The 14,895-nt window shown below is 36.9% G+C and carries 13 protein-coding genes, 1 tRNA gene and 1 pseudogene; 6 read left to right on the top strand and 9 right to left on the bottom strand.

Annotated features, from left to right (window positions below; genetic code table 11):
* The first annotated feature begins 457 nt into the window (after positions 1-457).
* Positions 458-877, top strand: coding sequence for a GNAT family N-acetyltransferase (locus tag LLA01S_RS10190; protein ID WP_228763850.1), 420 nt, complete (start codon positions 458-460; stop codon positions 875-877).
* 84 nt (positions 878-961) lie between these two features.
* Positions 962-1,204 (top strand): TM2 domain-containing protein, encoded by a 243-nt coding sequence (locus tag LLA01S_RS10185; RefSeq protein WP_011675109.1) that lies wholly within the window; start codon positions 962-964, stop codon positions 1,202-1,204.
* Between the two features lie 93 nt (positions 1,205-1,297).
* Here LLA01S_RS10185 and LLA01S_RS10180 read toward each other — a convergent pair whose 3' ends face one another.
* Positions 1,298-2,920, bottom strand: coding sequence for a SulP family inorganic anion transporter (locus LLA01S_RS10180; protein ID WP_014571770.1), 1,623 nt, complete (start codon positions 2,918-2,920; stop codon positions 1,298-1,300).
* 209 nt (positions 2,921-3,129) lie between these two features.
* Here LLA01S_RS10180 and LLA01S_RS10175 point away from each other — a divergent pair, with 209 nt between their 5' ends.
* From LLA01S_RS10175 to recO, 4 genes are all read left to right on the top strand, one after another.
* Positions 3,130-3,651: a GNAT family N-acetyltransferase gene (locus LLA01S_RS10175; RefSeq protein ID WP_011675112.1), complete on the top strand. Its 522-nt coding sequence runs from the start codon at positions 3,130-3,132 to the stop codon at positions 3,649-3,651.
* Between the two features lie 242 nt (positions 3,652-3,893).
* Positions 3,894-3,966, top strand: a tRNA-Lys gene (locus LLA01S_RS10170).
* 146 nt (positions 3,967-4,112) lie between these two features.
* A complete protein-coding gene (locus tag LLA01S_RS10165; RefSeq protein WP_061778260.1) occupies positions 4,113-5,288 on the top strand; it encodes a pyridoxal phosphate-dependent aminotransferase in 1,176 nt (391 codons plus the stop codon).
* A 97-nt stretch (positions 5,289-5,385) separates the two neighbouring features.
* A complete protein-coding gene (recO, locus tag LLA01S_RS10160; protein WP_061778259.1) occupies positions 5,386-6,141 on the top strand; it encodes a DNA repair protein RecO in 756 nt (251 codons plus the stop codon).
* Positions 6,142-6,292: 151 nt separating this feature from the next.
* Here the strand turns inward: recO and lpdA are convergent, their stop codons facing one another.
* The 8 genes and pseudogenes from lpdA to LLA01S_RS10120 form a co-directional block, all read right to left on the bottom strand.
* The gene (lpdA, locus tag LLA01S_RS10155) at positions 6,293-7,711 is read right to left on the bottom strand and encodes a dihydrolipoyl dehydrogenase (RefSeq protein ID WP_021165938.1); all 1,419 of its coding nucleotides are present in this window, start codon (positions 7,709-7,711) and stop codon (positions 6,293-6,295) included.
* A 218-nt stretch (positions 7,712-7,929) separates the two neighbouring features.
* Positions 7,930-9,516, bottom strand: a complete 1,587-nt coding sequence (locus LLA01S_RS10150; RefSeq protein ID WP_061778258.1) for a 2-oxo acid dehydrogenase subunit E2 — start codon at positions 9,514-9,516, stop codon at positions 7,930-7,932.
* The gene (locus LLA01S_RS10145) at positions 9,509-10,489 is read right to left on the bottom strand and encodes an alpha-ketoacid dehydrogenase subunit beta (protein ID WP_011834176.1); all 981 of its coding nucleotides are present in this window, start codon (positions 10,487-10,489) and stop codon (positions 9,509-9,511) included. Before LLA01S_RS10145 ends, LLA01S_RS10150 begins: the two co-directional genes overlap by 8 nt.
* A gap of 2 nt (positions 10,490-10,491) precedes the next feature.
* Positions 10,492-11,616: a thiamine pyrophosphate-dependent dehydrogenase E1 component subunit alpha gene (locus LLA01S_RS10140; protein WP_011675118.1), complete on the bottom strand. Its 1,125-nt coding sequence runs from the start codon at positions 11,614-11,616 to the stop codon at positions 10,492-10,494.
* A gap of 88 nt (positions 11,617-11,704) precedes the next feature.
* Positions 11,705-12,706, bottom strand: a complete 1,002-nt coding sequence (gene lplA / locus LLA01S_RS10135; protein ID WP_011675119.1) for a lipoate--protein ligase — start codon at positions 12,704-12,706, stop codon at positions 11,705-11,707.
* 192 nt (positions 12,707-12,898) lie between these two features.
* Positions 12,899-13,753, bottom strand: coding sequence for a glycerophosphodiester phosphodiesterase (locus LLA01S_RS10130; RefSeq protein WP_011675120.1), 855 nt, complete (start codon positions 13,751-13,753; stop codon positions 12,899-12,901).
* Between the two features lie 78 nt (positions 13,754-13,831).
* Positions 13,832-14,482: pseudogene (locus LLA01S_RS13610) on the bottom strand (HD domain-containing protein).
* A gap of 49 nt (positions 14,483-14,531) precedes the next feature.
* On the bottom strand, positions 14,532-14,858 hold the full coding sequence (locus LLA01S_RS10120; protein ID WP_011675122.1) for a hypothetical protein: 327 nt from the start codon (positions 14,856-14,858) through the stop codon (positions 14,532-14,534).
* Between the last annotated feature and the right edge of the window lie 37 nt (positions 14,859-14,895).

Raw genomic sequence — 14,895 nt, 5'->3', positions numbered from 1 at the left:
CCTTTTGAATCAAACTACTGATAAAAAATAGTTTTGGGCTTCATTTGTTATTAACCTTTGTTAATCTATTGCTTGAGATATTTTTGTAAAATGAAAGTACCTCAAAAATGTGCCTATCTGACAACCACAATAAAAGGTCAGTCTAACTTTGTTTGTACCTGGATATGTGCCAAAACTATCTTTCGATTTTATAAACCCATAGTTTAATTTCTATGTGTTTTTTTATTTATTAATTTAAAGATTTAGGAAAGAATAAAAATTAATATTACAAAAACAGACAAAATATAACTTTATGAAATAATTCGTGCAATTTCTGTTATAATATTAAATGAAGCAGATTTATCATTGCTTCTTGTTTAAAAATTAAGTGTCTGAGTTGATAAATTTGGATAAGAAGATAATAAGTGAGACTAGAAAGTGGATAGTGTTGATCATTAGAAACTATGAGCCAAAAGATTTGGAAGAAATTATCAGGCTTTTTAAAAAGACTATTTTTGAGATAAATATTGCTGATTATGATTTAGCTCAAGTAGAGGCTTGGTCAAAAGTCGATAAGCTAAGCTTTAATGATAATTTGTTGGCTACGAACTCAAGGATTGTAGTTAATCAAGATGAGATAGTCGGTTTTGGTAATATTGATGATAGAGGTTATATTGATTTGTTTTACATAAGTGCAGATTATCAACGGCAGGGAGTTGGTCAGCAATTGTTAAAGGATTTGGAAAAAAGTTCTCAGGCTCTTATGTTTAGCGTTAATTCTTCGATTACAGCAAAAGCTTTTTTTGAAAAAATGGGTTATCAAGAATTGAAACAGAATCTTGTTTATTTGAGAGGACAAGAATTTATTAACTACACCTTACTAAAAAAAGCTAAATAATCTAAGCAAAATTTTTAATTTAAAGATTTAATCAAACTACGTGCAAGCGCTGAGCCACGATAAAAGCTGACAGGAGTTATTATTATGACAACGAAAACAGTCAATAAACATCTATTTGTCTGGTTGGGAAGTTTCCTATTTGGCGGACTTGGAGTCGATCGTTTTATGCGTGGACAAATTGGAGTTGGAATTTGTAAATTGTTATTCAACGGGTTTACTCTTGGAATTTGGTCTTTAGTGGATTGGATTATAGCAATGGTAAAAGCTTACAGTACTTATAATGATACGGAAGATATTACTTTTATTAACGGGGGTTATTCTAGATAAAAGTAAGTCTCTTTAAATGTATTCAATCAGAACAATTACTGATTGATTTATAAATAAAAAAATAGATCCATATCATGGGTCTATTTTTTTTATTTAATTCTTTTTATCTACCAAATCTAAAAGGAATTCATTGACACTTGGATAGATAGCTTCTTCACCAACCAGATTGATAAGTCCTGTTCTTCTAAAGGATTCTTTTAATTTACCATTCATTGAAGCAAAGACAATTTGGCGATTTTCTTCATGGAAAACGCTATAAATATCAATCAGTAACTTAATGGAAGTGACATCAATCATTGGAACACCTCTTAGAGAGAGGACAATGTTTGTGTTTGTAGGAAGGGCATCAATGACCTGTTTTAGCTTACTGCTATTTAAAAAGAAAAGTGGGCCAGAGATATAAATGACAGTCCATTCGCTAAATACTTCATGATGATTTTGACTAATTCGTTCGGGTTCAATTTGAGAACTGTTAATTTCAATTTGGGAAATTTTTAAGATGAAAAGTAAGAAGCCAACGATGATTCCGGCTAAGATTGCAGTACTCAAATCAAAAATAACCGTAATAATCATAGTTACAAAAAACTCAATCATCCCACTCTTTAATTTATTTTTGAATAGGAAATGAATTGCTTCCCATTCATTCATTCTTAGGGCAGTCATGATAAGGACACCAGCAAGGGCACTGAGTGGGATGTGTGTCATAAATGGGGCAAACAAGAACATTGATAAAAGTAAAATGAGCGCGTGAATAATACCAGTTAAGCGAGTTTGCGCTCCAGCCTTAATTGCCACACTTGTTCGAGCGATTGCGGCTGTAGCTGGAATACCTCCGAAGAAGGGGATAAAAATGTTCCCAATTCCTTGAGCGACAAGTTCTTGGTTATTATCCATTGGATGGTTAGTAGCACGTCCAGCAGATGCTCCACATAGGAGACTTTCAGTCATTCCAAGGACGGTGATGCTTATGGCTGGAATAAGGAGGGTTTTCATATCTTGAAGATTTATTTCAGTTAAACGAAGATGTGCTTGGGGAATGAGTGTTGTAGGGATTTTTCCTACGACTGGGACATTTAATTTTAAAGCAAGGACCGCAAGGGTTGAAAGAAGGATAGCCAATAAAGAAGCTGGAAATTTTTTCCCCCATGATTTGGGATAAAAAATCATTAATAAAATCGTTAAAATTCCAATAATTGTTGAGGGATAATCAATATGTAACCCTCCGATAAATTTCATTAAATCAAAAAAAGAACCTGTAAAGTGTTCAATCCCGAAAAAGTTTTTAATTTGTCCGCTAGCAATAATGATTGCAATTCCGGAAGTAAAACCTGTAATGACTGGAGATGGAATGAGTGAGATAAGGTTTCCTAAACGGAAAATACCAGCAAGTAAGAGAAAGATTCCAGCCATGAAAGTGGCTATAAAAATCCCATTCATTCCGTATTTGCCAATGAGTGAAATTAAGATAGCGGCCATCGCTCCTGTTGGGCCTGAGATTTGATAAAAGGCTCCAGAAAAGGAACTAATAATTAGGCCCGCGACAATCGCTGTGATTAGTCCGGCTGCTGCCGTAGTTCCACTGGACACACCAAAAGCAAGGGCTAAGGGGAGAGCAACGGCTGCTACGGTAATCCCTGCCATCAAATCTTGCAAGAATTTTCGTCGATTGTAGTCTTTGAACTCTGAGTTAATAATACCTAAAAATTGTTTAATCATAATAATTCCTTTATTTTTTTATCACAATATTCTATGATAGCAGAGATAAGTAATCTAATCAAATAATTATCGGAATCGAAATAAAATCAAGATTAGATAGATTTCTTGTAATTAAAAAACCAGAAAATAAATTTATTACTAATATCTAATGAAAAACTGAAGAATAACTGTTAAAATAATGATAGAGATTTTATTAGGAGAGGAAGATAATGATAATTAAAACAATAAATTTAGAAGACTATAAAGAAGTTGCTGAACTTATTCGTGAATCTTTTAGTCAGTCAGAACATGGTTATGGTAATGAGGCTGAACTTGTTGATAAAATTCGTAATGAAGAAGGCTATATCAAAGATTTGGAAATTGTTGCTTTTGAAGATGGTAAAATCACAGGTCATGGGCTTTTAAGTGAGGTGAGTATTGTCAATCAGAGTCAGAGTTTTAAAGGTTTGGTATTAGCTCCTCTTGATGTTTTGCCTGCCTATCAAGGAAAAGGAATTGGAGCTGCAATACTATTAGAGCTTGAAAAAAGAGCCAAAATTTTGGACTATTCCTTTATCAGCATTTTAGGTCATGAAAGTTATTATCCTAGATTTGGCTATGTTCCAGCAAGTCAATATCAAATCCAAGCACCCTTTGAAGTTCCAAATGAGAACTTTATGATTAAAGAATTAATTGATGGTAGATTAGAAGGAAAATCAGGAGTAATTCAGTACTCAGAGGCCTTTAACTAAGGAGTAACTGTCTTTCAAACTCTTGGGGGCTGGCTTTATATTTTTGAGTCAAGATAATAAAAATTCTTGCATTTTGGTCTATAAATCGGTATAATAAGCTAGTAAGTTGGCCCAGTAGCTCAGTTGGCTTGAAGCACTGCTTCAAGGTTGCAGATAGAAAAATTGCGAAGCAATTTATCATTACTACCACAGAATTTTAGAATTCTAGAAGTGGTCACAAAATATTCAACTTTTTATAGGTTGGCCCGGTAGCTCAGTTGGTAGAGCAGTAGACTCTTAATCTATGGGTCCAGGGTTCGAGCCCCTGCCGAGCCATAAATAGTAAAAGCACTCTAATTTTAAAAATTTAGAGTGCTTTTTTTACTGACAGGTTTGTCAGTAAAGTAAATAGTCTGAAAATAGTGTATAATATTGTCAAAAGATTTCTGTCAGTAGAACAGGATGGTAAGTAGAGGATTTTTATGGATTTATTAAAAAAATTTAACCCTAATTTAGATAAAATTGAAATTTCACTCATTCGCCAATTTGACCAACAGGTTTCATCTATCCCTGATATTATCAAGTTGACGTTGGGAGAGCCTGATTTTTATACACCTGAACATGTCAAGCAAGCAGGAATTGCGGCGATTGAAAATAATCAAAGTCATTATACTGGAATGGCTGGTTTATTAGAATTACGTCAGGCTGCTAGTGAATTTTTGTTAAAAAAATATGGTTTATTTTATGTTGCTGAGGATGAAATATTAGTTACTGTTGGAGTGACCGAAGCCATTTCTAGTGTTTTGCTGTCAATTTTAGTTGCGGGTGATGAGGTTTTGATTCCAGCCCCTGCATACCCTGGCTATGAGCCTTTAATTACGCTTGCTGGTGGTTCTTTGGTTGAAATTGATACCAGAGCTAACGATTTTGTTTTAACGCCTGAGATGCTTGATCAAGCGATTATTGAGCGTGAAGGAAAAGTTAAAGCTGTTATTTTTAATTACCCCGCAAATCCTACAGGAGTAACTTATAATCGTGAACAAATCAAGGCTCTAGCTGAGGTTTTGAAAAAGCATGAAGTTTTTGTAATTGCTGACGAGGTTTATTCTGAATTAAATTACACTGACCAACCGCATGTGTCAATTGCTGAATATGCCCCTGAGCAAACGATTGTTCTTAATGGTTTATCAAAGTCACATGCGATGACCGGTTGGCGAATTGGATTAATCTTTGCGGCGCGTGAATTAGTGGCACAGATTATTAAGACGCACCAATATTTGGTAACTTCGGCTTCCACTCAGTCTCAATTTGCTGCAATTGAAGCTTTGAAAAATGGAGCTGATGATGCCCTGCCGATGAAAAAAGAATATCTTAAACGTCGTGATTATATTATTGAAAAAATGTCAGCTCTTGGTTTTAAAATTATTGAACCAGATGGAGCTTTCTACATTTTTGCAAAAATTCCAGCTGATTTGGAGCAAGATTCATTCAAGTTTGCGGTTGATTTTGCAAAAGAAAATGCAGTTGCCATTATTCCCGGTATTGCTTTTGGTCAGTACGGTGAGGGATTTGTCCGCTTGTCTTATGCGGCTTCAATGGATGTCATTGAGCAGGCAATGGCAAGGTTAACAGATTATGTAACTAAAAAACGTGGCTGAGAAATCTGTCAGTAAAATTAAAATCACTGATGGCAATTGCAAGAGTTGTCAGTGATTTTTTTGATATAATGAAGTAACTTATTGAAAGGGGAAAATCATGCGTGATGCCGAAACTCAAGGTTTAGTACTTTATAGTCGTAATTACAAAGAAAAAGATAAATTGGTCAAGATTTTTACAGAGTCTTTTGGTAAGCGGATGTTTTTTGTCAAAAATTTTGGAAAATCTTCTTATGCCAGTTCCTTACAAGCTTTTACTGATGGAAAATTGACGGCAACAATTAATGACGGAGGATTTTCTTTTATCGAAGATGTCAGTGAAGTCGTTGTTTATAAAAATATTAGTGCAGATATTTTCATCAATGCTCATGCCTCTTATATCATAAGTTTAGCTGATTCAGCCATTTCTGATAATCAATATGACCCAGCACTTTATGGATTTCTAAAGCGAAGTTTGGAACTTTTAGACCAAGGATTTGATATGGAAGTCGTGACTAATATTTTTGAATTACAAGTTCTTCATCGTTTTGGGGTTTCATTGAACTTTTCAGAATGTGCTTTTTGTCATAAAACAGTAGGACCATTTGATTTTTCATATAAATTTAGTGGCTGCCTTTGTCCAAGGCATTTCGATGAAGATTTGCGAAGAAGTCATCTTGACCCTAACGTGATTTATTTAATCAATCTTTTTCAAGAAATTTCTTTAGATGAATTAAAGAAAATCTCGATAAAAGCAGAAATGAAAGCAAAAATTCGTCAATTTATTGATGGACTTTATGATGAATATGTTGGAATTCATTTAAAATCCAAAAAATTCTTGGACGGAATGTCTGGTTGGGCAGATATTATGAAATAAACCTGTGGATAAGCCGCCGGAAGTTCTGTCAGTAAATTTATCCACAGTGGAAAACTTAAAATTACTGACAGAAATATTTAGAGAGTTTTGCCAGTAAATTTTCCACAAAAAAATCACTGACAGATTATTTCGTCAGTGATTTTTAATTTTATTAAACGTGAATTGGTAAGCCATCAGCCAATTCAGCTGTATCCATAATCGCTTCACCAAGTGTTGGGTGAGGTTGGATAGTCAATGAAATGTCTTTAGAAGTCAATCCATTTTCAATCGCTAGTGATAAACCAGAGATCAAGTCAGATGCACCAGGACCAACGATTTGAGCACCAATTAAGGCACCTTCTTTAGTTTCGGTAATCAAACGTAAGAAACCAGTGGTATCATTCATTGAAATGGCCCGACCATTTGCAGCAAATGGGAACTTAGAAATCTTGACATCTTTACGGTCTTTAACAGATTCAGGTGTTTCTCCAACTGTTGCTAGTTCAGTTGTTGTATAAGCAACGGCTGGTAAAGCAACGTGCAAGTCCACGTCATCTTTAGCTCCAGCAATGGCCGCTGCAGCAACTTTGGCTTGGAAAGAAGCTTTGTGTGCGAGCATTGGTCCAGGAACCACATCACCAATCGCGTAAATATGAGGAACATTCGTTGCATAAGAATCATCAACTTCAATCAAACCACGGTCAGTCAATTTGACATCAGTATTGTTCAAGCCAATCAAATCAGTATTTGGACGACGTCCAACAGAAACGAGTAAGTAATCACCAGTTACTGTTTGTTCTTTTCCGTCAACTTCAAAAGTTAAAGTCACATCTTTATCGGTTTGAGTAGCTGATTTAGCCATCGCCGAAGTAAAGATTTCAGAACCAGCAGATTTCACACGATTCGCAATGATATCAGACATTTCTTTATCAAAACCGTTTAAAATGTGGTCCAAGCCTTCAACAATTGTAATCTTAGAACCGAGCATGCGGTAAGCTCCACCAAGCTCAGAACCAATAACGCCACCCCCAACAATAATCAAATGTTTAGGCACTTCTGGAAGTGACAAAGCACCTGTTGAGTCAATAATACGACCACCAAATGGGAAAGATGGGATTTCAATAGGACGTGAACCAGTTGAGATAATTACATCGTTGAACTGCAAAAGTTGGAAACCATCTTCTTGTTCAACATTGATTGTATTGTTATCAATAAACTCAGCTGTTCCTTGAATTACGTCAACTTTGTGTTTTTTAAGTAGCATTTTAACGCCACCAGTCAACTGGTTGACAACTTTATCTTGTTTCCATTTTTGGGCAGATTCCCAGTTTAATTTAACATTTCCGACAGAAAGTCCAAAAGGATTTTCGCCCTTTTCTTCTTCCAAAGATTCTTGATAATGATGACCGATATTAATCAATGCTTTTGATGGGATACATCCAATATTTAAACAAACCCCACCGACATTATCTTTTTCAATAATCGTAACTTTTTTACCAAGTTCAGCCGCACGGATGGCCGCAACATAACCGCCAGGGCCTGAACCAATAACAACCAAATCAACTTCTGTTGCTTGTGCACCAACAACCATTTTTTATTCCTCTTTTCTTGTAAACTTCAATGTCAACTAGGGTTTACAACGTTGTAAACTTACTGACAGACTTGTCCTAAGAATTTTATTTAAAAACTATGACGGAAACTTATGAAAACGATATTTTTTCATAAGTTTTCTAATAAGACGATTAGCGAATGTCCGTTAGGAATTCGCGTGTAATGAATAGGGGATTCAGCACCATTCATTACATCGTATTAAATTTCCATAAGCATGAACTCAGGGTCAGCCAAAAGTGATTTCAAGTAGTTAAGTGATGTTTGACCCAACATACCATCAATCAAACGGTGGTCATAAGTCATAGACAATTTCATGTTTTGTCCTACGACAATTTCACCTTCACCATTGACAATTGGTTCTTTAACAATTGAACCCAAACCTAAAATCACAACATCAGAACCGTTGATGATTGGTGTAAACCAAGAACCACGAGCAGAACCAATATTTGAAATTGTAATCGTTGAGCCTTGCATTTGTTGAGGTTTAAGCGTTCCTTCACGTGTAGCAGTCGCTAATTCAGCAATTTCTTTTGCAATTTCAAGGATTGATTTAGTTTCAGCTTCATGAATGACTGGGACATATAAACCAGTTGGGGCATTTACAGCAATCCCGAGGTTGACATGTTCATGATAAACAATTTCTTGCTTATCATAGTCAACAGAAGCATTAATTTCTGGGAACTTATGAGCAGTAGTTGCCAAGGCTTTAGCAACATAAGCAAGGTAAGTCAATTTGATATCTTGTTTTGCTGCTACTTCTTTGAAGATGGCGCGATGTTTAACAAGTTTAGAAACTTCCACTTGATCAAAGTTTGTTACTGGTGGAATATGAGTGTGTTGAGCAGTCATAACTTTAGAAACAACTTTACGAGTTGGATTCATTGCTTCACGACGATCTCCAGCCACAGATTTAACAGTTGGGGCTTTTTCCGTAGCTTTATCAGCTTTAGGCGCAGGTGCCACAGGAGCTGATTCTGGAGCCACAGGAGCAATTGGTGCAACGCTACCAGATTCAAAAGCTTTAACGTCAGCCAAAGTTGTATGCCCATGACGACCAGTTGCAGGTACTTGAGTCAAATCAATTCCCGCTTTACGAGCATAATGACGGACAGATGGCATAGCAAGAATATGTCCAGTAGAAGTTGTTTTTGTCAATGGCGCATCAGTAGGTGCAGCGGCTGCTTTAGGAGCTTCCGCAATTGGCGCAGGACTAGCAGCAGGAGCAGGATTACTTGAAGATTCACCATTTCCATTGTATTCAATCAAAGGAGCACCAACTTCTACAGTTGTTCCTGTTTCGACGAAAAGTTTTGTGACTTTTCCAGAGTAAGGAGAAAGAATCTCTTGCATGAGTTTATCGTTTTGAACTTCTGCAACAGGATCATCTTCTTTAATTTCATCTCCAACTTTAACGAGCCAGTTGGCAATATCGCCTTCATGCATTCCTTCACCAATATCAGGCATGGTGAAGATTTGAGCATTGCCAGAAGGAGCATCAGAACTTGCTGTTTCTTGAGCGGAAGGAGCAGCTGCAGAAGTTCCTGAACCGTCTCCATCAAACTCAACCAAAGGAGAATCAACTTCTACAGTTGTTCCTTCTTCAACGAAGAGTTTTGTTACAGTCCCAGAGTAGGGAGAGAGAATTTCTTGCATGAGTTTATCATTTTGTACTTCAGCAATTGGATCATCTTCTTTAACAACATCTCCAACTTTAACTAACCAGTTGGCAATGTCCCCTTCGTGCATTCCTTCGCCAATATCAGGCATTTTAAAAATCTCAGTCATAATCAACCACCTCTTTAACTTTATTCACGATATCCTCAGCTTTAACTGCCCAATCATTTTCCGCTTGTGCAAATGGGAAAATTGAGTCTGGACCAGTTACGCGTCCAATAGGTGCTTTAAGATTCAAGACAAAACGTTCTGAAATTTCAGCCATTACATTTGCCGCAATACCAGCGGTACGTTGAGCTTCTTGAACAACAACAACACGTCCAGTTTTTTCAACTGTTTTACCGATTGATGCGATGTCAAGAGGAGCAACAGTTCTAAGGTCAATAACTTCAGCTTTGATTCCATCTTTTTCAAGTTGTTCAGCAGCTTTGAGAGCAAGAGGAACAGTTCCACCATAAGCAATGATTGAAACATCAGAACCTTCTTTAGCGACGGCTGCTTGGTCAAGCGGTGTTGTGTAGTAACCCTCAGGAACTTCACCTTTTAATGAACGGTAAAGGTGGAGGTTTTCAAGGAAAATAACAGGGTCATTATTTTCAATTGATGCGAGTAGCAAACCTTTAGCATCCGCTGGATTTGAAGGCATAACCACACGTACCCCAGGGAGTTGTGAAAACAATCCTTCGATTGAATCAGCATGCATTTCAGGTGTTTTAGTTCCGATACCATAAGGCGTACGCACGACAATATTATTTGAACGAGTGTTATTAAAACGATAACGTGTCCGGCTCATTTGTCCAGCAATTGAGTCGAAAACTTCAAAGATAAAGGTCCCGAATTGGATTTCCATAATTGGGTGGAAACCTTGTGTTGCAAGACCGATTGCCATTCCACCAATTCCTGATTCTGCGAGTGGAGTATTGAAAACGCGGTCTTCACCATATTTTGCTTGAAGTCCGTCAGTGGCACGGAAAACCCCACCATTTTGTCCGACGTCTTCACCAAAAATGAGTGCATCTTTGTCTTTTTCAAGCGCCAAATCAAGCGCTTCTGTAATTGCTGCAATATAAGTTTTTACTGCCATTCTTATTTGCCCTCGCTTTCAAATTTTGCAATTTGTTCTGCCATTGCTTGGCTTGGCACTTCAAGTGTATTTTTAATGAAGCTTGAAATTTTTTGTTTTTCAACATTATTTGCTTTCTTGATATCAGCATCAATACGTGCATCAAGCTCAGCAACATAAGCTTCTTCTTTATCTGTATCCCAAAGTCCTTTTTCAGTTAAGAAATTACGCATACGAACGAGTGGTTCTTTTTTCCACCAAGCTTCAATATCTTCTTTAGTACGATAGCGAAGTGGGTCATCACCAGCCGTTGAATGGGGTTCAAGACGGTTTGTAATAGCTTCAATAACAACCGGACCATTTCCAGCTACTGCCCAAGCACGAGCTTCTTTAGAAGCAAGATACATGGCAATTGCGTCCATTCCATCAACAACGATAGACGGAGCGCCGGCAGCCCAACCTTTAGCGGCCAAATGAGGAGCAGCACTTTGTAGGCTACGAGGAGTCGAAATGGCATAACCATTGTTTTGGATAAAGGCAACAAGTGGGGCTTTATAGGCACCAGCAAAGTTGATTCCTTCATAAGTGTCCCCTTGTGAAGAACCACCATCTCCAGTGTAAACGAAGGCTACAGCATCTTTTTTACGTTTTTTAAGTCCAAGTGCTACACCAGCGGCCTCAACGTATTGAGCACCGATAATAATTTGTGGAAACCATGAGTTTACAGGTTTACCATCATCAGTGGTATATTCATTACCAAGTTGATGTCCACGAGACCAAAGAAGCCCTTTCCAAATTGGCCAACCTTTAGCGTAGATTTGTGGCAAATCACGATAACCTGGGAAAAGCCAGTCTTCATCAGTGAAAGCAAAACCTGAGGCCATTTGAGAAGCTTCTTGGCCAGCGTGAGGTCCAAAGAATCCCATACGTCCTTGTTTAGCTAATTTCATTGAGCGAATGTCAACTTGTCGTGCAAAAAGCATGCTTTTAAAGAGTTCAACGAGTTTTTCATCAGAAAGTCCTGCACGTTTAAGACCTTCTTCGTCAACAATTTTTCCTTCTTCATTAAGAATTTGTAGCATTGGAAATGCGGTGTCTTGCAGTGATAGCTGCGCTTTGAAATCTAAGATTTGTTCTGAATTTGGCATAATAGATTCCCTTTCTATTTTATGTGTCTATAATTAGAAATTTATCATTTTTTGGAGAAATTTCCTAAGGTTATGCTTGTGAAATAAGTTAGTCGACTCGATAGTCGGCTTTGAACATTTCAGAAAGTTCGGTATTTTGAATTGTTCCGAAATATTGCCCGTCCTTATTTGCTTCAAGGACTTGTAGGACGGCTGCGGGTTCAAATTCGACACCAATAAATTGGTCTTTAATATCCCGCCAGTCGCGAACCCCCAAGAAATCTCCTTGGAAATTAATTTCGGTAATTTTACCATTTTCAACATTGACTTGAATATCAATGGCTCCGCCAGTAAATTTAGCGTGGTTTTGGAAGGAGAACTTAGGTGATTCACCATAATTCCAGTCCCATGTAGCAAATTGCTCATCACGTGTTTTTTTGATGGAATCAAGCTGCTCATCAGTTAAGACCAGTTCGCCGTCTTTTCCTTCGTCGGTGAGGTAGTATTTCAAGGCTTCAATAAAGCTACCTAAGCTTAATTCATCAGGTGCAAACTCTTTAATATTTCCTACTCGAGCACGGACTGATTTGGCAGCTTTACTGACAAATTTTTCATCGGATACATTAAGCGAGCGAATCATAGCTTCAACATCGGTATCCCAAAGTAGCGTTCCGTGATGCATGAGATATCCTCCTGCATAGCGTTGCGCATTCCCTGAAATCTTTTTGCCTTCAACTTCAAGGTCATTACGTCCGGTGATTTCTGCTTTAATTCCTACAGCATGAAGTGCTTCATACATAGGCTGAACAAACTTTTTAAAGTTTACAGAACCAGAATTTTCAACTGGAACAAAAAAGGTGAAACAAATGTTACCCTCATCATGATAAACAGCGCCACCGCCAGATACCCGACGAACAACTTGGACGTCATGACTGTCAATGTAGTCCTGATTTACTTCGGCAAAAGTATTTTGGTTGCGCCCAACAATAACCGCACGTTTGTTTTGCCAGAGAGCAAAAACAGGCTCAGTTGGCTTTAAGTTGTAAAGAAGCCAGCTGTCCATCGCGATATTGGTGTAAGCGTCTTGACCTAGATAGTTAATAAATTGCATATTTATGCATCCCTTCCAAATCCTTGTGCTTATTTTGTCAAATAAGTTTGACAAAATAACACGCACGATTTAATTATACCCTTTGTGAAACAAAATGTAAAGAAAAATGCTTCACGCTTACAATTGCTACACTATGTGATTTTATCTTCAAAATTTTGTGAAGTAGATCTCATTTATGGACAAAAAAGCAGCCTATTTTGGCTGCTCTTGAATTTGTTGACGAATTTTTAAGGCTTGTTCAGGATAATCGGTAATGATTCCAGCTACATTTTGTTGAAAAGCTTTGCGCATTTCAGACTCTTGATTAACGGTCCAGAGGCGAAAGGGTCTATTAGAAGCTTTTAGAAGAAGTGGGTGCTTGAGTGCGTAATTTCTGCGGGGATGAATTCCGGTGATAAAGTCGGTCAATATGCCTTCTTGGCGTTTTTTTAAGTGTAAAATATTTTTTGTTAAATAATTTATTTCAATCTTAGGCTCAAGTTCGTGAATTCTTTTTAAGGACTGCAAATTAAAGGAGCTATAAATATAAATAAAAGGCCATTTACTCTCTGTCATTAATTCAGATATTTTTTTTTCAATTCCAGGATAGTTAAATTTATCGGTTTTAATTTCAATATTTAAATAACCGTTAAAGGATAAATCTGTCAGTAATTTTAATACTTCTGAGAGGCGAGGAATTTTTTCGTCAGCAAAATTAGGATGATACCAAGAGCCAGCATCAAATTTTTGTATATCAGCAGAAGTCATTTTTCTAACTAAGCCTTTGCCGTTTGTTGTCCGGTCAATTTTCTCGTCGTGGATGACGATTAATTCATTATCAAGCGATAAATGGACGTCTAACTCGATTCCATCAGATTGAACGCGGATGGCTTCACGAAAGGCAGCAAGTGTATTTTCTGGATTATTAGATTTTGAACCACGATGCGCAAAAACTAAGGTTTTTGAATTCAAGTTTGGCTTGAGAGGTTGCTCAGTTTTGAATTTATTTACTCTTTTTTTATCAAGTTGAGTAAGTATTTTATTGAATACACTGGATAAGAAATTCATCAGATATTGCCTTTCAATTTTTGAATTAATTTTGCTGACGAAGATTCAAAAAATCCTCTGACAAACTTGTCAGCAAATTTATAAATGAGATTCTTCATATTCTTGCTCGATTTCACTGACAAAAAGATGCATGATTTTATCGCGTTTCTCGCCCAATCGTTTTCCTTCTGTGGTATTCAATAAATCTTTCAACAAAAATAATTTTTCATAGAAGTGGTTGAGTGTTGAGTTATCTTGCTGAGCATGATAATCCTCTTTAGACTTATAGGTCAAAGGCTGAAGATTTGGGTCATAAATGACTCTATTTTTTGCCCAACCATACTCAAGTGTACGAACAATCCCCCAGGCTCCCATCGCATCCAGGCGGTCCGCATCTTGGACAATCTATCCATTCAAAGTCAGTGCTTTTTTTTCACTTAAATTACTTGAAAAACTCATGTTGTCAATAATCGAAAATATTTCATCACTAACTTTTTTACTTATTCCAATGTCATTTAAAAAATTGAGGACTTTTGTCTTTTGTTTAGGAACATCAGTCGTTAATTTTTCGTCATAAGTATCGTGCAAGTAGCAAGTGGCAAGGACAAGCTCAGAATCTGCTGATGGTTCTGTCAGTAGAATTTTTTGAGCAAGATTCACAACCCGCTCGATATGATCAAAACCGTGTCCATCATTGCTACCACTATGAATTTTTCGCGCAAAATTGGAAATTTCTTCTAATTTATTCATGAATTTCATTATAACAAAAAAATGACTAGAGCCGTCTTTTTGGTTTTTATTAAGCTTTCTTTCCGGATTTGAAGAAAGCAACAATGAACAGAATTCCTGGAATCAGGCTTCCTGACCCGGAAATTGCAATAATCGCGACAATGAGTAAAACCATTCGCCAAGTTGCATCTTCTAAGCGACTTGCAGCATACCAACTCAAAATCACAAGAATAAGAAGAGGAATGACTGAAAATACACCACGTACTCCAACGTTTGCAAGAATCACGAGATGAAAGAATTTAGTAAATGTGTTCAGACTTCCAGCAATAAATAGGAAAATAAAATAAATCGTTTGTAAAATATTTCCCACTAATGCATACCTTTTTGCACTTTCCATAAGTAGAACCTCTTTGAAATTTTATAGTCTATTAAAC

The organism is Lactococcus cremoris subsp. cremoris NBRC 100676, assembly GCF_001591705.1.
GTDB classification, from domain to species: Bacteria; Bacillota; Bacilli; order Lactobacillales; family Streptococcaceae; genus Lactococcus; species Lactococcus cremoris.
The sequence above is the reverse complement of the archived record's forward strand: the minus strand, read 5'-3'. Positions and strand labels throughout refer to the sequence as shown.

Bases quoted from the DNA above. Each gene is read 5' to 3' on its own strand.
- LLA01S_RS10185 (WP_011675109.1), top strand. From the start codon at position 962: ATGACAACGAAAACAGTCAATAAACATCTATTTGTCTGGTTGGGAAGT.
- LLA01S_RS10180 (WP_014571770.1), bottom strand. From the start codon at position 2,920: ATGATTAAACAATTTTTAGGTATTATTAACTCAGAGTTCAAAGACTAC.
- LLA01S_RS10175 (WP_011675112.1), top strand. From the start codon at position 3,130: ATGATAATTAAAACAATAAATTTAGAAGACTATAAAGAAGTTGCTGAA.
- LLA01S_RS10165 (WP_061778260.1), top strand. From the start codon at position 4,113: ATGGATTTATTAAAAAAATTTAACCCTAATTTAGATAAAATTGAAATT.
- recO (WP_061778259.1), top strand. From the start codon at position 5,386: ATGCGTGATGCCGAAACTCAAGGTTTAGTACTTTATAGTCGTAATTAC.
- lpdA (WP_021165938.1), bottom strand. From the start codon at position 7,711: ATGGTTGTTGGTGCACAAGCAACAGAAGTTGATTTGGTTGTTATTGGT.
- LLA01S_RS10150 (WP_061778258.1), bottom strand. From the start codon at position 9,516: ATGACTGAGATTTTTAAAATGCCTGATATTGGCGAAGGAATGCACGAA.
- LLA01S_RS10145 (WP_011834176.1), bottom strand. From the start codon at position 10,489: ATGGCAGTAAAAACTTATATTGCAGCAATTACAGAAGCGCTTGATTTG.
- LLA01S_RS10140 (WP_011675118.1), bottom strand. From the start codon at position 11,616: ATGCCAAATTCAGAACAAATCTTAGATTTCAAAGCGCAGCTATCACTG.
- lplA (WP_011675119.1), bottom strand. From the start codon at position 12,706: ATGCAATTTATTAACTATCTAGGTCAAGACGCTTACACCAATATCGCG.
- LLA01S_RS10130 (WP_011675120.1), bottom strand. From the start codon at position 13,753: ATGAATTTCTTATCCAGTGTATTCAATAAAATACTTACTCAACTTGAT.
- LLA01S_RS10120 (WP_011675122.1), bottom strand. From the start codon at position 14,858: ATGGAAAGTGCAAAAAGGTATGCATTAGTGGGAAATATTTTACAAACG.